The sequence below is a fragment of the Tardiphaga sp. 862_B3_N4_1 genome (assembly GCF_051811085.1).
In the GTDB taxonomy this organism is placed as follows: domain Bacteria; phylum Pseudomonadota; class Alphaproteobacteria; order Rhizobiales; family Xanthobacteraceae; genus Tardiphaga; species Tardiphaga robiniae.
In genome coordinates this window covers 88053-104934 of sequence record NZ_JBPWQB010000001.1, presented here as the reverse complement: position 1 = coordinate 104934, position 16882 = coordinate 88053, and the positions used below count along the sequence as shown (strand labels likewise).

Genomic DNA, 16882 nt, shown 5'->3' with positions numbered 1-16882 from the left:
AGCGCCACTTGGCGATCGCGAACCCGGAATCTGGCGATGTTTATCACCACACCGGGATTCCGGGTCTGTCCTTCCGGCGGCTTTGCCGCCTACAAGACATCCCGGAATGACAGCCTCTTGATCGATCATCGCCGAAGATTTCCAACTTGATGACCAAGTCCGCTCCATCGCTTCTGCTCACCAATGCCCGCATCTATCGTTCTGCCTGGGATGATACCCCCGCGGACAGCATCGTCGTCAGCGATGGCAAGGTGGTCTGGATTGGTGCAGCGGATGTTGCGCCATCCGCCGACGAGACGATCGATCTCGCGGGCGCCACCGTCATTCCCGGCCTGACCGATGCGCATATCCATCTGTTCGCGATTGCGCATGCGCGCTTGCAGGTGCCGGTGACGCCGCGTGACGCGCCCACGATATCCGATGTGCTTGATTTGCTGGTTGTGCGTGCGCGCGCCATTCCCTGTGATAAATGGGTCTACGGTGCGGGCCTCGATGAGAACGGGCTGGCGGAGCATCGGCTGCCGACACGGGCCGAGATCGACGTCATCATTCCTGATCATCCGGTGCTGATCCGCCGCTTCTGCGGTCATGTTGCCGTCGTCAACAGTGCCGCGCTGCGACTGCTGGGCATCGACGATGCCACTGCCGACCCGGAAGGCGGGACGTTCGGGCGCTCCGAGGATGGCCGACTGGACGGCAGCGCCAAAGAAAGCGCAGCCGAACTGATATTCCGTGCTGCGCCGCCGATGGATCGCAATGAGCTCACCGCGGCTCTGCGCGCGACAATTGCCGATAGCGCCAGGTTAGGTCTTGTCGCTGTCGTAGAAGCCGCGGTCGGATTCACCGTCGGCTTCGATGATGAATTCGCTATCTGGAACGAGATCCGCGCAAATGGCGATGTGCTGCCAATGCGGCTCGGCTTCATGAACCAGCTCGACCCGGCTGAAGCGGCGGCGCGTGGGCTGGTGCCGACGCAAGACGCCGACTGGCAGTCGATGACGCTGAAATATTTCGCCGATGGCATTGTCGGCGCGCGAACTTCGGCGGTGAGCGAGGATTTCTTCGATACGCCGTCCCGCGGCATGTTCATGCGCGATACAACCGACCTGCAGCGCGTGATCGCCGAGGCACATGAGGACGGCTGGCAAGTCGCCGTTCATTGTACCGGCGATCGCGGTATCGACTGCATCATTGAAGCCTATGAGAAGGCGCAGGCAGCGTATCCCCGCGCCGATGCCCGGCATCGCATCGAACATTACTTCGTGCCGCCCGCCGGTGGGCTGGCGCGGATGAAGGCATTGGGCGCGCTCGTCGTCACCCAACCAAGTTTCCTCACCCGGATGCGGCGCTCGATTACCGGTGCTTTCGGTCCGCGCGCCGATTGTTGCTATCCGGGCCGCTCGGTGATCGACGCGGGCGTCACTTACATCGCCAGCTCAGATGCGCCGACCGGGTCGTGGTCTCCGTGGGATGGCATCGCCGATGCGGTGAGCCGCGCCTCGGACAGCGGTGCGCCGATCGGGCAGGGTGAAGCCATCAGCGTCCGCGAAGCCATTCACAGCTATACGGTCGGCGGCGCCATCGCGATGAGGCAGGAAGACTGGCGCGGCACGCTGATGCCGGGTATGGCGGCCGATCTGATCGCCCTTGATCGCAATCCCTTCGCCGCCGACTGCCTCCCTCTGAAAGAGACCAAGGTGTTGCTCACCATAGTGCGCGGCGCCGTCGTCCATGACGCCATGCCGCAGTTTCCGGAATGGCGCTCGGGCGCTGCTTCGGCATAGGATCAATCATGCGTACCGTCTTCAGCATCATGACCGACGCCGTCGCCTACGGGATGGTGCTGTTCATCATTTCCATCGGCCTGTCCATCATGATGGGGCTGATGCGCGTCGTGAACCTCGCCCATGGTGCTTTCGCCATGATTGGCGGCTATCTGGCTTCCTATGCGATCCGCGACCTGCATGTGCATTACAGCGTCGCGATCCTGATGGCAGTGGTCGGCACCATCATCGTGTCGATCCCGTTTGAGATTCTGCTGTATCGCCGGATCTACCGGAAGTCCGATCCGCTGATCCAGGTGCTGATGACCATCGGCATCACGTTCTTCATCATCGGCATCGTCAATTTCATCTTCGGCCCGTCGTTGAAATCGATCCCGCTGCCGCAGACCCTCAGTGGTCCGCTCGATATCGGTTTCCGCATGCTGCCGACCCATCGCATCTTTGTCATCGCCTGCGGCGCGGTTACGGCGCTGGCGCTGTGGCTGCTGATCGAGAAGACGGAGTTCGGAATCAAGCTACGCGCCTCGGTCGATCATAGTGGTATGGCGGACGCCTTGGGCATCCGCACCGAAATCATCTATGCGGTGACCTTCGCGCTGGCGATCGGGCTCGGCGCATTCGGCGGCGTGGTCGGCGCGGAGATCCTGCCGATCGAACCGTTCTATGCACTGCGCTATATGGTGACGTTCCTCGTTGTCGTCTCTGTCGGCGGCGCAGGCTCGATCCTTGGCGCTCTGTCGGCGTCGCTCCTGCTCGGCCTCGCCGACACCACCGGCAAATATCTCGCGCCGGAGTTCGGCGACTTCTTCTTCTATCTGTCGGTGATCGTCGTCGTGTTCCTGTTTCCGCATGGCCTATTTGGCAGGTCGCACGCATGAGCGAGATCGTCGCGACCCACGTTCCGCACAAGCGCAGCATTCCCTTCGGTCAGGAGGCGGCAGGTGCGCTGAGTATCATCGTGCTCGGTGCCATCGGCTACTTTCTGTATCCGGACGATCTGGCGTTCCTGACGCGGCTGATCGGCATCGCATTCCTGGTGCTGTCGCTCGATCTGGTCACAGGTTATTGCGGCGTCGCCACCCTCGGCCATGCCGCGCAATTCGGCGTCGGCGCCTATGCCGCCGGCATTGCTTGCGTGCGTGGCATCGCCGATCCCATTGCGTTGCTGGCGATCGGTGTATTCGCGGGAACGGTCATGGGGCTGATCTCCGGTGCGCTGATCACGCGGTTTCGCGGGCTCCCACAACTGGTGCTGTCGATTGCCGTGGGGCAATTGGTCGCCGCACTTGCCAACAAGCTGTCGTGGCTGACCGGCGGCAGCGACGGCCTGTCAGGCATCACACCGGGCAAGGTGTTCGGCATCTTCAATTTCGACATGTATAGCCGCACGGCGTTTTTGTTCTCGCTGGGTGTGCTGGTCATTGTGTTCGTGCTGCTGCAGCGTTTCGTGCGCTCGCCGTTCGGTCTGATGTGCCGCGGCATCAAGGATGACGATCTGCGCGCCAAGATGATCGGCGTCTCGATCTATCCGCGCCTTGTCGTGATGTATGGCGTCGCTGGTGCTGTTGCCGGGATCGGTGGAGCGCTGACGGCGATCAGCACCGGCGTCGTCGGTCTCGATAGCGTCAGCTTCGAACGATCAGCCGAAGTTCTGGTGATGCTGGTGCTTGGCGGTGCAGGGCATCTGTGGGGCGCGCTGGCGGGGACGATCATCTTCATGATCTTCGAGCATATCGTGGCCGCCGCCAATCCGTTCCACTGGATGACGCTGGTCGGCCTGCTGCTGATCCTGATTGTGGTGTTCGCGCCGCGCGGGCTGATCGAACCGGTGCTGTCACTGGCCTCCCGCTTCAAGCGCAAGGGAGAGGCGGCATGACCAATCTCCTCGAAGCCCGCGGCGTGTCGTGCTCGTTCGGCGGTCTGCATGTGACGCGCGACGTCAATTTCAAATTGGCTGCCGGCGACCGCGTTGCGCTGATCGGCCCGAACGGTGCTGGCAAGACCACGCTGGTCAATCTGATCACCGGCGACATTGCGCCGAGCGAAGGCCAGTTCTTCATGGGCGGTGACGAGATCACCGGTCTCAGCATTCCGGATCGCGTGCGTCGCGGTCTGGTGCGCACGTTCCAGACCACGCGGCTGTTTGCCAATCTCACTGTCGCCGACAATGTCGCGCTGGCGATCATGCAGCGCAAGCGCATCACGCGGCGGTTTTTCTCGAGCTCGACGGAGCTGCCGGAGGTGCGTGCCGAGTGGAGTGAGATCCTTAGCCATCTAGGTCTCGACAGGCTGGCCTATCGCAAGGTGGTCGAGCTCGCCTATGGCCAGCAGCGCCTGATCGAGCTGGCCATCGGCCTTGCGCTGCATCCGAAGGTGCTCCTGCTCGACGAGCCCGCCGCGGGCGTGCCGCATGACGAGGCGCCCAAAATCCTTGAGGCGATCAATCGGCTGCCACCTGATATCGCCGTGTTGATGATCGAGCACGACATGGATCTGGTGTTCAAGTTCGCCAGGCGTGTGCTGGTGCTGGCGGCCGGGCGGTTGATCTTCGAGGGATCGCCTGATCAGGTCACCGCCGATCACGAAGTGCGCCGCGCGTATTTGGGGAGCTATGCCGATGCCCGCCGCGCCACTTGATATCCAGAACCTGAGCGCCGGCTATGGCCCGACGCGGATCATCGAGGGCATTTCGTTCTCGGTGAAAGCAGGTGATCGTCTCGCCGTGCTCGGCCGCAACGGCATGGGCAAGACCACGCTGCTGGCGACGCTGATGGGCCTGACGACGCGCCATGGCGGCGAGATCAGGATCGGCGACCAGGACGTCACGGCCAAGCGAACCTCGGCGCGCGCCGATCTTGGTATCGGCTATGTGCCGCAGACCCGCGACATTTTCGCCTCGCTGACGGTGGAGGAGAATCTGCGCACCGGGCTGAAGGGGCGGCCGGCGTCGGCGCTCGATGAAGCCTATGCGATGTTCCCGCGGCTACGCGAACGCCGCGGCAATTACGGCAAGCAGCTGTCAGGTGGAGAGCAGCAGATGCTGTCGATGGCCCGCACACTGTTGGGCAAGCCGTCGATCCTGTTGCTGGACGAGCCGCTGGAAGGCCTCGCGCCCGTGATCTGCGACGAGCTGATGGCATTGCTGGCGAAGCTGGCCGCCACCAATGAAGTCACCATCATTCTGGTTGAGCAGCAGATCGAGCGGGCGCTGGATTTCGCGAGCAGCGTCATGGTGATGGAGCGTGGCCGCACCAGCTGGAGCGGGGCGCCGGATGTGCTGACCGCCGACCGCGCGCTGGTCGATCGGCTGGTCGGCGTCGGCATTCACTAGACCCCGGATTGGCGCGCCGCCCGGCGCGTCAGGCCCGAAAGATCGTGATCCCCAATACCAGCAGCACGATGCAGATCACCAGGAAGATATAAAAAAGCACGCGCGCGACGTCCGCCGTGGCGGCGGAAATGCCGGTGAAGCCGAACAGGCCGGCGGCGATGGAAATCAGAAAGAAGATCAGCGCCCATTTCAGAAGGCTCATCGGGGAACTCCGGTTGCAGCAATTCCGGAACGCCGCGCTGCGAGATTTGGTTCCGGCTCGCAACCAAAGCTGCCGCACCTACCTAGCTCGCTAATGCGGCACCGGTCCGGGGGAGGCGTAACAGCCTACTAATTAGGCAGCGCAAAGGTATTGGTTAGCATTTTAAACCCGCCCTTAACCAAAACATCCCTAATGAATGGATAGTAGACCTGCTCCCCGCAGTGGATTTGTGGTTCGGGGGACAAAGGGTTCAGTATGCGTGTCGCGGTCGGTCATGGGTGGTTGCGCTGGGTGAGCACCGTTACGGCGCAGGGATGTGCGGTGCCAGCGCCCCGTAGTAAAGTCTGACGCGCATGTTCACCAAACGCGCCATCGTTACGAATACGGAAGCCGCCGATGGCGCGGCGGGCGAGAGTCCGCTGCTCAGGGTTTGGCGCAATCGTAGCCTGTTCGGCGCGGTGTTTCTCGGCGTGATGATCCTGACAGTCATTGCGCTGGTTGTGCTGCCCGTGCGCTATCTCGCCACAGGTTCGGTGATCGTCGCCGAGCAGGAGCCCAGCAACAGCAACGCCTCGGCCGCCTGGGCGCAGAAGATCGGCGATCCCGCCGACGTCGAGAGCCAGCTGCTGATTGCGCGCTCGCCGCGGGTGATGCGGCTCGCCATGCAGCAGCCGGGCGTCACGGAAGCCGCGATTGAAGAGTGTCAGAGCAGGAGCAGCAGCTCCAGCTGCGAAAAGATGAAGACCGATACGGCGGCGCTGATCGACTATGTGTCGGGAAATTTCGCTATCGGTGCTGTCGGACGTTCGCGCGTCATCAATATCTCCTACACTTCGTCGATCCCCGAAGTCGCGCAGAAGATGGCGAATGCGTTGACCAATGCGTTTCTCGACGAGCAGCGGACATCGGGTGCGAGCAGCCGCGAGGTTGCCGCGTCATATCTTTGGAAGGAAGCCAAGCAGCTGGATGCAGAGTTGCGCGATGCCGATGCCAAGATCCAGGCATTTCGCCGCAACAAGGGCCTGATGCGCGGATCGCTGGCGCCGATCAGCTCGGAGCGGCTGAGCAGTATCAGCCAGCAGCTGTCGACCGCCGAGACCGCGCGTGCCGATGCGCTCGCCCGCCTGCAGGAAATCAAGACCAATCAGGCGCGCGCTGCCGACTCGCCGTCAGTGCTGTCGAACCGTTCGATCGCCGATCTCAAGCAGCAGCTCACGGTTGTCACTGCGCAGCTCGCCAGCCAAGCCAATGTACTGGGGCCGCGGCACCCGTCGCTGCGTGCGCTGGAGCAGGAGCAGTCCGCGATCAAGGAGCGCATGGCCACGGAAGTGGCGAGCATTGCAGCTAGCGCGCAGAAGGCGTTCGACGCCAATGATGCCCTCGTGAACGCACTCAAAAAGCAGATGGATGCCGTGAAGGCTGAAGTCGGCTCGGCGACATCGGACGAAGCCTCGATCGAGAGCATGGTGCGCAGCACCGAGATCAAGCGCCAGCAATATGCCGATCTCTACAAGCGCGCCAGCGAACTCGAAACCGAGCGGCGCGTGCTCATTGGCAATACACGACTGGTCAGCCTTGCCGAACTTCCGACCAAGCCGTTTTTCCCGAAGAAAATTCCGTTCCTGGCCGCTGGCGGCACGCTCGGCCTGCTGCTCGCATTCGTCGCAGCCTTCTTCGGCGATCGCGTCAATCTTGCGGGTCTGTCCCGGCTGCGGACTGCAACTATTCGCCCGACGCGCGCAGCCGCGCCAGCGCCCACGCCGGAGCCTGTCGCCGTTGTTGCGCCAGTCGCTCCGCCGACACCTGTCCAGGCGACTGCCCCAGTGGCGCCGCGTCCCGGACCACCGCCAGCGGCGGCATTGTCATCGGAGCTGGCCGTCGTCACCGGCGCACCCATTCTGGCACGATTGCCGACCGTCAAGCGCGATCCGTCGGAATCGCCGATCGGTGCGATCCTCACGGCGCAGTCCGGCGCCTCGCTGTCGCGTGCGCTGCCGCTCGCGCTGCAGGATAGGCACTATCAGGATGCACTCCGCGATCTGGCGACGGGCCTGCTGACGTCGAACGACGCCAGGACACGCCGCAAGATTCTGGTCGCGTCGCCGACGACGGCCGAGGGCAAAACGTTTCTGACCCTGACCCTGGCGCAATATCTCGCAACGGCTGGCCGCAGCGTGCTGGTGATCGAATGCGATTTCGGCGCGCCGAAGTTCGAAACAGCCTTGGGCTTGCGCAGCAGCATGGGGCTGCAGGGAATTCTGCGCGGCGACATCACGCCGCGCGAAGCGGTGGTCCGCACCGCGACTCCCAATCTCGACGTCATTCCTGCCGGGCCGTTCTCGGCATCCGCCGAATTGCTGATGCGTAAACCGCTCGGCGATCTCCTGCTCTGGAGCCAGATCTACGACGTTGTCCTGATCGACGCGCCGTCGCCGGGCATCCAGACCGATCTGGGCGTGCTGGCCAGGCAGGTCGATGGCGTGCTGCTCTGCATGCGTTCCGGCCGCTCGTCGATCGGGCAGGCAGTGGCGACATCCAGCGCGATCCGTGTCGCGGGCGGCAGCGTCTTCGGCATTGCCGTCACGATGATGCCGGACGCCAATACGCCGAGCGGCACAGACCGGGTTTCGAATAATGCCTATGCCGGAGCGACGTGATGCCCGCTCCCAGCGTTCTGTTCGTCTGCCATACGGGCTCGATCTCCGGCGCTGAACTCGTGCTGATCGATCTCGTTCAGCCATGGGCGGGCGAGGCGGCCTTCCTGTTCGAGGATGGCCCGCTGCATCAGGCGCTTGCAGCTAAGGGCCTGAAGGTGCGTGTGTCGCGCTGGGGCGAGGGGCTCTCGGATGTCAGGCGCGACAGCTCAATCCTGAAAGCCTTTCCGCTGATTGGTCGGCTCGGGGCCATCATTGCCGAATTGACGCGCGAGGCGCGCCGCCATGACGTCATTTATGCGAACTCGCAGAAAGCCTTTGTGTTATCGGCCGTCGCCGCCACGCTGGCGCGGCGTCCGCTGATCTGGCACCTGCACGATATCATCAGCAGTGAGCATTTCGGCGCCACGCAGCGCCGCGTGCAGGTGGCGCTGGCGAATTATTGTACGGCAAAGGTGATCGTTCCTTCGCAAGCTGCTGCAGATGCCTTCATTGCCCAAGGCGGCCGCAAGCAGCTGGTCGCGATCGTGCCCAACGGTCTTGATGTGCCGCCGGACGCTAGCACGCCGCTTGAGATCAGGCGCGAGTTGAAATTGCCCGAAGGACCGCTCGTCGGCGTCTTCAGCCGCCTCGCGGCCTGGAAGGGGCAGCATATCGTGTTGCAGGCTCTCGCAAAGACGCCGGGCGTTAGCTGTATTATTGCAGGAGCTGCGCTGTTTGGCGAAGAGCCTTATGCCGAGAAGCTCAACCGGATGGTGGCGGATTTCGGTCTTGGCGATCGCGTGCATTTCCTCGGCCAGCGCGGCGACGTGCCGAGGCTGATGCGCGCCGTCGATGCGATGATCCATCCGTCGATTGATCCCGAACCCTTCGGTCGCACACTCGTCGAAGCCATGCTCGCGGATGTGCCTGTGATTGCGACGGATGCCGGTGCGGCGTCTGATATTCTCGAAGCCGGCAAGGCGGGGACGCTGGTGCCGCCAGGGGATGCCGATGCGCTGGCCGCCGCTATTGCCAAGGTCATGTCGCGCCCGCCAGAACTGGCGAGCCAGTTGCAATATGCCGAAGCGCGGGCTCGGTCGCATTACAGCGTCGATCAGATGCTGCAGACGGTTTCAAACCTGATCGGGCGAGCGGCCGCGGGAGCGCCCGTGTGACCGCACATGGCCGATCAGTTTGCAATTTGAGTTCCTGGACGGCCCCTGATCGGGCCGTAGCGGCGCGCTTATGAGCGGTGCCCGGCATTCGACGCGGAAATTTACGGCGATTCTCATCAGCGGTGCGCTGACCAGCAAGCTGCTCGGTTTCGGCCGCGAGATATTGATGGCGCAGGTGCTTGGCGCTTCGCTGGTCGCCGACGGCTTTCGTGGCGCGATTACGGCGGTGATGCTGCCGCTGGCCTTCTTGCAGAATGAAACCGTGCCCGCCGTGATGATCCCGATGCATCGGGATGCGCTGAAGGACGGCAACGGACCTCAACGCCTTGGCGCCATGACGGTGGCGATCACCGGCATCGCCGTGATCCTGATGGTCGGGCTGCAGGCGCTCGGCGAGCGGGCTGTGGACGCGCTGGTCGGAGGCTTTTCGGCTGAGGGGCGTAGCCTCACTCTCGATTTCATTCGCATCATGGCGCTGGGCATGCCGGCCTCGGCGATGATCAACGTACTGGCTGCGGGTGAAATCGCACTCGGCCGGACACGCCTGACGAATATCCGCGCCAGCATCCTGAACATCGCCGTGCTGATGGGCATCGCACTGGTCGCTGTGTCCGGCAACTTCCATACGCTGGCCTGGTCGTTCTCGGCTGCCTTCAACGCGCTCGGCGCCTGGGGGCTCTACACGATGTGGCGCGAGGGCGTGCTCAGCTTCAAGGGCCTGTCGCTGTCATCGGTGTTGGCGTCAGGCCGCGAATTCTTTCGTCGGTTGCGACCGCTGCTCGCGCTACCGGTCGCCGAACAGGCCAATGTCTGGATCGAACGCCTGCTGGCATCGCGGGTCGGGACCGGTGCAGTGGCCTCGCTGGACTATGCACGCACGCTGACCGAAAGCGCGTTGCTGCTGATCAGCCAGCCGGTCGGGCTGGCGGTGTTGTCCAGCCACCCGCCGAAGGACGTCGGCGCGCAGATCGAAGGGATCGCTCGGCCTATTCTCGCACTCGCGGTGCCGGCATCGGTCTTTCTCGCCATGTTCGCGCCGGAGATCGTGCGGCTGGTTTTTCTGCGCGGCGCCTTCAACGAGCAGGCGCTGTTCCTGACCAGTCAGGCCTTGCGCGGCATCGCGCTTGGCCTATGGGCTGCGACGCTTGGCTGGATCCTGATCCGCATCCTCAATGGCGCAGGCCGGAATTTTGCGGCCGCTGCCATCATCGTCACTGCCTATCTGGTTAATATCGTAGTTAACCTTCTCACCTCATACCTGCCCACGGCGCATGAATGGGGCACCTTGTTGCTTGGACTGGGTGAAGCCGCCCGTGGTATCGTTCTTCTGGCTGGCGTCATGATCGTCCTGGGGTCCCGGCGCAAGCTGCTCTACCTGATGTTTCTCGCGTGTTTCCCGGCAGCGCTGATGGCACTCTTCAGCTGGCAAATTCATGAGGTTCTGACGGGCCCGTGGCAGCGGCTTTTCGCCGGTGGCTTCGCCTATCTGGTCTGCCTCGCGCTGTCTGTCGCGATGCTGATGCCGGGCGTCTACATTGCGGCATTTGCGCGCGTCCGGGGGCGCTTGTGATTTTGATATGTGTTTTTGTATTAGAGAGTGCCTTGATCGTCTGAGGACTTTTCGATGAAGCACCTGTTATCCAGCGCCGCCCGACGCATGGCGTCTTCCGAAGCGCTGGTTCGCCCGATCAGCATGGCTGCCGATATGTTCATGGGCACGCGTGGCTGCCTGATGACCTTTCATCGCGGCGCCTCCGCTCGGGCCTGGGAAAAACTGCCGAACCGCGATTTCTATCTCGATACGAATTTTCTCGATCAGTTCCTGTCGCATCTGAAGCAACGCGGCTGGGATGTCGTGACGATGGAAGAAGCGATCCAGCGCTCGAAGGCTGGAAAGTCCAACGATCGCTTCGTCAACTTCTCCGTCGACGATTGCTATCGCGATACCTATGAGGAAATCGTGCCGCTGTTTCGCCGCCACAATGTGCCGGTGACGTTATTTGTCACGACCGGCATTCCTGACGGTACGCTTCCGCTATGGGCCGCAGGTCTGGAAGATACATTGCTCAACAACGATCGCGTCATTCTCGAGGATGGTGCGATCGACGTGCCAACGTCTGATGCCAAGCGTGCGGCATTCCATCGGATTGCGGATCGTTGGGATGGTCCGCAGGCATCAGCCTCTTACAAGAAGTTTTGCGAACTCAATGGTGTCGACATCGACGCGATGCACTGGAAGTACGCGATCACCTGGGAGATGCTCGAAGAGTTGCGCGACGATCCGTTGGTGGAGATCGGCGGCCACACCGTGACGCATGCCCGTATTTCGTCGTTGTCGCCGGATGGTGCACGCTTCGAACTCAAGGGCAGTCGCGACCGGTTGGTCGAGCGCCTTGGTATTCCCGCCAGGCATTTCGCATTTCCCTATGGACGTTCGGGCGATTGCGGTCCGCGCGATTTCGCGATCGCGCGCGATGCCGGTTATGCGAGTGCAGCGACAACGCGCAAGGGCCTCGTGCGCAACGGCCAGGATGCCTACAACCTGCCACGCTGCACGATCAACGGCGCGGATCGCAGTCTCGCAACTATGGAGCTCCATCTGTCTGGCCTGACGGGTGTGGCCGCGAGGATGACGGGGCGTGTCTAGCAGTCGTCGTCTCAAGGTCCTCTCGATTGCACATTCCGCCGTCAGCCGCGATGCGGGGCGTCTGCGATACTATCCACTCGTCGGGCGCGATGACGTCGATATGCATCTCGTCGTTCCGGCTACGTGGTATCAGTTCGGCCGTACGATCATTGCAGATCCGTCCGACGATCCCGGCATGACCGTACATGTGATGCCGATCCGCCTGCCGCGCGCTGGCCCGATGAGCTGGTATCTGCATTTTTATCCGGGCTTGCGGCGTCTCATCCGTGAGGTCGATCCCGATGTAATCCATCTCTGGGAAGAGCCGTGGAGCGTCGTTGCGATGCAGGCGCGCATCCTCAAGGGGCGCGCCGCGATGGTCCTGGAAGTCGATCAGAACATCCTGAAGCGCTTGCCGCCGCCGTTCGAATTCGTCCGCAAGGACGTGCTGCGGAACACCGACCATATTCTCTCGCGCAGTCCGGAGGCGACAGCAGTCGTCCGCGCGCGCGGTTATGCGGGGCCAGCGTCGCCGATCGGCTATGGCGTCGATCTCGCAACCTTCAATCAGACCGGGGCGCGCCAGGCGCCGATAGCGCCCGGGCGGGGACTACGCATCGGCTATGTCGGGCGTCTCGTCGAGGAGAAGGGTCTCGACGACGCGCTCGACGCCATGAAACGCGCCACGGCGGATGTGACATTGGCGGTCATGGGCGAAGGCCCGCATGAGCCTGCGCTGAAGCTGCGCGTCAGCGAACTGGGCCTGACCGATCGTGTCACATTCCGGGGCTGGGGCAAACCGGCCGATGTCGCGTCATTCCTGAGCGGTCTCGATGCAATGATCCTGCTGACGCGCACCACCAGCGCCGTGCGTGAGCAGTTCGGCCGGGTGATCGTCGAGGCGCAGGCTTGCGGTGTACCGGTGATAGGTTCGACGGGCGGTGCTATTCCCGATGTTGTCGGCAAGGGCGGCTGGACCATTCCCGAGCGCGATCCGGATGCGCTGGCGACACTGCTGGATCGGCTTGCTGCCGACCCGCAGCAGTTGCTGGACCGCGGCGCGGCCGCGCGCGACAACGTACTGACGCGCTTCACTTACGAGGTGGTGGCGAATGCGCTAGTGTCGGCCTGCCAGCAGGCCGACGATGCAAAGCGGGGGGCTGATCGGCCGCGCCCTTGAAGCAGGCGCTTGCGATCAGGCGCCGACCGCCATGGCGCCCGGCGCAAATTCGTTCTTCGACGCCTGCACCTGCTCCAGCAGCTCGATGTAGCGCGAACCGACATAGTCCCAGCCGTAATTCAGTGCCGTGGCATGCGCGCCTTCGCACAGCCGGGCCAGTGTCGCCGGATCGGAGAAAGCCATCGCGATCTTCTCGGCGATATCTGCGCCGTCCATCTTGATCTGATAGCCGTTTACGCCATCGACGAGATAATCTTCGATGCCGCCAACCGGCGTTGCAAAAACCGGCGTCGAGCAGGCCATGGCTTCCATGCAGACCAGCGAGAAAGTTTCATAGGCAGTCGGCAGTACAAAGGCGTCGGCCGCGGCGTAGAGGGCCGGCATATCGGTACGCGATCCCGCGAAGACCAGCCGATCGGCGGAGGTTGTCGCCAGTTTGCGATAGGGCGCGGGATTATCCGAGCCCACCACAAGCATCCAGACATCCGGGCCGAGGCGTTCGAGCGCGCCGATGGCATGCGCCAGACCCTTGCGGCGAAATTCATGACCGGCGAACAGCAGAAGCCTGGCGTTCGCGGGGATGCCGAATTCCTGACGGATCCTGAGACCGGCCGCGGTGTCGCGGGCGAAGCGATTGAGGTCGATGCCGTTGGGGATCACGCGGATGCGCGACGCTGGCACCTTGTAGATCTGTTGCAGTTCAGTTGCGACGCGCGGCGAGACCGCGACATACATGCGATAGCGCAGGCCGCCGATCATCCAGCGATCACGCAGGGCTACCCACAGATGCATGGGATTCAGCATCCATGACCAGGAGCCGGCGTTGCGCTTTTCGGCGAGGCTCTGCGCATTGACTGCGTGCACGACCAGCACGTCGCCCGTCAGGCTGTCACCGTGACTGATGATGACGGCCTTGGGATGATGATAAGCGGCGCGCGTCGCCAGCAATGTGAAGGTGGGTACAACAAAAGCGCGACCGAGATAGCGCAGGATGCCGCGCGTCTTGATGTGCGAAAGCCAGGCGCCGACGCGCTCGATCCGCGTACCTGGCGTTGCCTTGTCGCCGACGGCGCTGGCGAGAACAGTGTTGGCAATTTTGGCGCGGCTGAAGGCGCATGCGAGTTCGCTGGCCACGCTTTCAACGCCGCCGACCGAACTCAACTCCTGGACGATCTGGACGATCTCGATGGTCATGGGCCGACACTATGAAAACGGGTGAACGCCAATACCGTAGGTGCGCTGATAAGTCGCAATTTCATCAATATCCTGCTTTCGCAGGCTTTTGTCACCAGCACAACGTCTAAGATTTGACCTTCGAGATAAGGCATATCGGCGGAAACACTTGGACACAGTCGAGCAAATGCAGCCCTGCCGCGCCAAGTAGTATTCCGCTCCACCTGGAGTCGGTAGTTGGCGCCGTCGCATGCGTCTTATGGGTGCGATCCTACGTCGACGACGATCTCGTAGGCACCTTTCACCAGCGCTTGGGGCCGAATGGTGAACGGCGTCTTGAAGTGACATCTGAAACAGAGCGCGGAAATGGATGTTGTGACCCCGATTCAATATCGAGTCATGCTTAACGCGCGCTGTTCCAAATTGATCACGCAGGTTTCAAAGAGACACAGCACTGATCGAGCGTGGGACAGTTACGGCCAGGCCGCATAGGACGGGCCGTGCTGACTTGGATCAAGCCGCGCGCGACGCCGATAGGCGCCTGGCGACGCATTCTGATACTTGCGGAAGAAGCGATTAAAATAGCCGGGATCGCGGAAGCCGAGGCCATAGCCGATCTGCTCGACTGGCAGATCGAGCTGCCGCAACCGCATGCAGGCTTCGTGGATCAGGCGCTGATGCACGATGGCGCGCGGGCTGTAACCTTTCTCGCGCTTGCAATGCGCGTGCAGCTTGTCGTCAGTGACGCCGAGTGCAGCCGCATAGCGTGCGATGGGCCAGCCGTCGCGATAATGCAGTTCGACCATCTGCAGGAAATTGCCGACGAGGCGAGGGCCGTCGCCGCGCTGTGCAGCATTGTCGGTGGCTTCCTCCGAAATCACCGAGCGCCAGAGGTGGAGGCACAGCAGCAACACATGCGTCGATGTCATCGTCGCGCTGCCGCGGCCCGGCGTATTCAATTCACGCACCAGCGTGCTGCAGGATTCTGTGATGGCCGCAAAAGTCGTCGCGAGTTGCGCGCCTTCGCGCAGGACCAGCCGGTCAATGGTTCGCCGCAGATGCAGCGCCTCGGCACTGCCGGCGACGGTGCGGGTGAGGACATCGTCCGACACTGAAATCAGATAGCCTTGCGCGCCGGCTTCGACCTCCAACGTGCCCTCGTGATCGCCGGGAAGCCACAACAGGCCCGGGGACTGAATGGCAACTGTGGTGCCCCGCATCGTGGCTGTGCCGCGCCGGGTTTCGATCACCAGCAGGTGCGAGCGCCTGGCAACCGACTGCCGGATGATCCAGCTGCGCGGCGCCAGTCCGGGTGCGAATCTTTCCGCATGCAATGCCGGAAGCGGCTTCTCCGCGAAGCCGGTGGGACCTGAAACGATGTGCGCGGTCTCAAGCACTGGGACAATCCGTCGCGTGAAATAGCTCGCCTACACGGATCAATACAATCTTTCCCCGGATGCGTCCAATTCCCAGCCCCAAACGCTGGACTAGTCTCCGGCCATCGAACGCCACAAGGCGTCGGTGAAAAGAATTCGGGGAGGATAACATGGTGTCAGCAGTCAAGCGCGTTGCGGCGGGACTACTCGCAGTTGCCGGTGCGGCGGCCGTCGGATGGGGCGGCGGAGCCGAGGCCCAGACGTCTGTCAAGATCGGTTATGCCATCTCGCGCACCGGCCCCGCCGCCGGCGGCGCTGCGGTGACGACGATTCCGAACTACGAGCTGTGGGTAAAGGAAGTGAACGCCGCCGGTGGGCTCAAGCTCGGCGACAAGCGCGTCCCAATCGAGGTCGTCCAGTATGACGACCGGTCGAGCGCAGAAGAAGCCGCCAAGGCGCTGGAGCGACTGATCACCCAGGACAAGGTCGATTTCATCCTGCCGCCCTGGGGCACCGGCCTGAACCTCGCGGTTGGCCCGATCCTCAACAAGGCCGGCTATCCGCATATCGCCTCGACGGCGGTCACCGACCGCGCGCCAGAACTGGCGAAGCGCTGGCCCAACAGTTTCTGGCTGCTCGGCACCAGCGCCGATGCCGCCAAGACGCTGGTTGAGCTGCTGGTGAAGCTGCGCACCGAAGGCAAGATTGGCGATACGGTGGCGATGGCCAGCATCGCCGACGGCTTCGGCATCGATCTCTCTGGTGCGGCCAGACCCGCACTCACGGCCGCCAAGTTCAAGCTCGCCTATGACAAGACCTATCCGGTCGGCACACAGGATCTCAGCCCGATCATCAATGAGGTGAAGGCGCTGAACCCCGACGTGTTCATCGCCTTCAGCTATCCGCCGGACACGATCGCCATCACCGAACAGTCACGCATCTCCGGCTTCAATCCGAAGATCTTCTACACCGGTGTCGGCACGGCATTTCCGCTGTTCAAGCAGAAATTCGGCGCCAACGCGGAAGGCGTGATGGGCATCGGCGGCTGGAATGGCGACAGCCCGGCCATCAAGGACTATCTGGCGCGGCACAAGGCGTCGGCCGCGAATGGCGCGGAGCCGGATCGCTGGGCCAGTGCGGTCACCTATGCCGGCCTGCAGATGCTGCAGCAGGCGATCGAGCGGGTTGGCAAGGTCGATCGGGCCGCCGTCATCAAGGACTTGCAGAGCGGCACGTTCGATACCGTGATCGGCAAGGTGAAGCTCGAGAACAACATGCCGACCAAATACTGGTGGGTCGGGCAGTGGCAGGACGGCGAGTTCTACGGCGTCGGCCCGTCGGGTAACGAGGGCGCGCGTGCGCCGGTCGTGCCGAAGCCGGCATGGAAGGCGCAGTGATC

General features: G+C 62.8%; 14 protein-coding genes. 11 read left to right on the top strand and 3 right to left on the bottom strand.

Annotated elements, in window-relative coordinates; all coding sequences use genetic code 11:
• Positions 1 to 149: 149 nt before the first annotated feature.
• The 5 genes from AB8B02_RS00455 to AB8B02_RS00435 are packed head-to-tail and all read left to right on the top strand — an operon-like array spanning position 150 to position 5115.
• Positions 150 to 1784 carry an amidohydrolase gene (locus AB8B02_RS00455; protein ID WP_439062811.1) on the top strand — a complete coding sequence of 545 codons (1635 nt, stop codon included), beginning with the start codon at positions 150 to 152 and terminating at the stop codon, positions 1782 to 1784.
• 8 nt (positions 1785 to 1792) lie between these two features.
• Complete coding sequence (locus tag AB8B02_RS00450; protein WP_093757322.1) at positions 1793 to 2662, top strand: branched-chain amino acid ABC transporter permease; 870 nt, start codon at positions 1793 to 1795, stop codon at positions 2660 to 2662.
• Positions 2659 to 3660, top strand: coding sequence for a branched-chain amino acid ABC transporter permease (locus tag AB8B02_RS00445; protein ID WP_439062810.1), 1002 nt, complete (start codon positions 2659 to 2661; stop codon positions 3658 to 3660). The genes AB8B02_RS00450 and AB8B02_RS00445 overlap by 4 nt, the downstream gene beginning before the upstream one ends.
• On the top strand, positions 3657 to 4421 hold the full coding sequence (locus AB8B02_RS00440) for an ABC transporter ATP-binding protein (protein ID WP_439062809.1): 765 nt from the start codon (positions 3657 to 3659) through the stop codon (positions 4419 to 4421). Before AB8B02_RS00445 ends, AB8B02_RS00440 begins: the two co-directional genes overlap by 4 nt.
• Positions 4402 to 5115, top strand: a complete 714-nt coding sequence (locus tag AB8B02_RS00435) for an ABC transporter ATP-binding protein (RefSeq protein WP_439062808.1) — start codon at positions 4402 to 4404, stop codon at positions 5113 to 5115. The genes AB8B02_RS00440 and AB8B02_RS00435 overlap by 20 nt, the downstream gene beginning before the upstream one ends.
• Positions 5116 to 5143: 28 nt before the next feature.
• Here AB8B02_RS00435 and AB8B02_RS00430 read toward each other — a convergent pair whose 3' ends face one another.
• Positions 5144 to 5317 carry a DUF1328 domain-containing protein gene (locus AB8B02_RS00430; RefSeq protein WP_175368355.1) on the bottom strand — a complete coding sequence of 58 codons (174 nt, stop codon included), beginning with the start codon at positions 5315 to 5317 and terminating at the stop codon, positions 5144 to 5146.
• A 353-nt stretch (positions 5318 to 5670) separates the two neighbouring features.
• On the opposite strand from AB8B02_RS00430, the gene AB8B02_RS00425 reads away from it, so the two are divergent.
• The 5 genes from AB8B02_RS00425 (at position 5671) to AB8B02_RS00405 (ending at position 12934) form a co-directional block, all read left to right on the top strand.
• Positions 5671 to 7974 (top strand): GumC family protein, encoded by a 2304-nt coding sequence (locus tag AB8B02_RS00425; RefSeq protein ID WP_439062807.1) that lies wholly within the window; start codon positions 5671 to 5673, stop codon positions 7972 to 7974.
• Entirely contained in the window at positions 7974 to 9128 is a 1155-nt protein-coding gene (locus AB8B02_RS00420) for a glycosyltransferase (RefSeq protein ID WP_439062806.1), read from the top strand. Before AB8B02_RS00425 ends, AB8B02_RS00420 begins: the two co-directional genes overlap by 1 nt.
• 70 nt (positions 9129 to 9198) lie before the next feature.
• A complete protein-coding gene (locus AB8B02_RS00415; protein WP_439062805.1) occupies positions 9199 to 10698 on the top strand; it encodes a lipid II flippase MurJ in 1500 nt (499 codons plus the stop codon).
• Between the two features lie 54 nt (positions 10699 to 10752).
• On the top strand, positions 10753 to 11775 hold the full coding sequence (locus tag AB8B02_RS00410; protein WP_439062804.1) for a polysaccharide deacetylase family protein: 1023 nt from the start codon (positions 10753 to 10755) through the stop codon (positions 11773 to 11775).
• The gene (locus tag AB8B02_RS00405) at positions 11768 to 12934 is read left to right on the top strand and encodes a glycosyltransferase family 4 protein (RefSeq protein WP_439062803.1); all 1167 of its coding nucleotides are present in this window, start codon (positions 11768 to 11770) and stop codon (positions 12932 to 12934) included. Before AB8B02_RS00410 ends, AB8B02_RS00405 begins: the two co-directional genes overlap by 8 nt.
• Positions 12935 to 12949: 15 nt before the next feature.
• Here AB8B02_RS00405 and AB8B02_RS00400 read toward each other — a convergent pair whose 3' ends face one another.
• Together AB8B02_RS00400 and AB8B02_RS00395 are read right to left on the bottom strand one after the other, a co-directional pair.
• Complete coding sequence (locus tag AB8B02_RS00400; RefSeq protein WP_439062802.1) at positions 12950 to 14128, bottom strand: glycosyltransferase family 4 protein; 1179 nt, start codon at positions 14126 to 14128, stop codon at positions 12950 to 12952.
• A 452-nt stretch (positions 14129 to 14580) separates the two neighbouring features.
• On the bottom strand, positions 14581 to 15504 hold the full coding sequence (locus tag AB8B02_RS00395; RefSeq protein ID WP_439062801.1) for a helix-turn-helix transcriptional regulator: 924 nt from the start codon (positions 15502 to 15504) through the stop codon (positions 14581 to 14583).
• Between the two features lie 149 nt (positions 15505 to 15653).
• Between AB8B02_RS00395 and AB8B02_RS00390 the strand changes: the two genes are divergently transcribed.
• Positions 15654 to 16880, top strand: a complete 1227-nt coding sequence (locus AB8B02_RS00390; protein WP_439062800.1) for an amino acid ABC transporter substrate-binding protein — start codon at positions 15654 to 15656, stop codon at positions 16878 to 16880.
• Positions 16881 to 16882 lie beyond the last annotated feature (2 nt).

Excerpts from the sequence above, each read along its gene's own strand:
- AB8B02_RS00455 (WP_439062811.1), top strand. The coding sequence starts at position 150 with ATGACCAAGTCCGCTCCATCGCTTCTGCTCACCAATGCCCGCATCTAT.
- AB8B02_RS00450 (WP_093757322.1), top strand. The coding sequence starts at position 1,793 with ATGCGTACCGTCTTCAGCATCATGACCGACGCCGTCGCCTACGGGATG.
- AB8B02_RS00445 (WP_439062810.1), top strand. The coding sequence starts at position 2,659 with ATGAGCGAGATCGTCGCGACCCACGTTCCGCACAAGCGCAGCATTCCC.
- AB8B02_RS00440 (WP_439062809.1), top strand. The coding sequence starts at position 3,657 with ATGACCAATCTCCTCGAAGCCCGCGGCGTGTCGTGCTCGTTCGGCGGT.
- AB8B02_RS00435 (WP_439062808.1), top strand. The coding sequence starts at position 4,402 with ATGCCCGCCGCGCCACTTGATATCCAGAACCTGAGCGCCGGCTATGGC.
- AB8B02_RS00430 (WP_175368355.1), bottom strand. The coding sequence starts at position 5,317 with ATGAGCCTTCTGAAATGGGCGCTGATCTTCTTTCTGATTTCCATCGCC.
- AB8B02_RS00425 (WP_439062807.1), top strand. The coding sequence starts at position 5,671 with ATGTTCACCAAACGCGCCATCGTTACGAATACGGAAGCCGCCGATGGC.
- AB8B02_RS00420 (WP_439062806.1), top strand. The coding sequence starts at position 7,974 with ATGCCCGCTCCCAGCGTTCTGTTCGTCTGCCATACGGGCTCGATCTCC.
- AB8B02_RS00415 (WP_439062805.1), top strand. The coding sequence starts at position 9,199 with ATGAGCGGTGCCCGGCATTCGACGCGGAAATTTACGGCGATTCTCATC.
- AB8B02_RS00410 (WP_439062804.1), top strand. The coding sequence starts at position 10,753 with ATGAAGCACCTGTTATCCAGCGCCGCCCGACGCATGGCGTCTTCCGAA.
- AB8B02_RS00400 (WP_439062802.1), bottom strand. The coding sequence starts at position 14,128 with ATGACCATCGAGATCGTCCAGATCGTCCAGGAGTTGAGTTCGGTCGGC.
- AB8B02_RS00390 (WP_439062800.1), top strand. The coding sequence starts at position 15,654 with ATGGTGTCAGCAGTCAAGCGCGTTGCGGCGGGACTACTCGCAGTTGCC.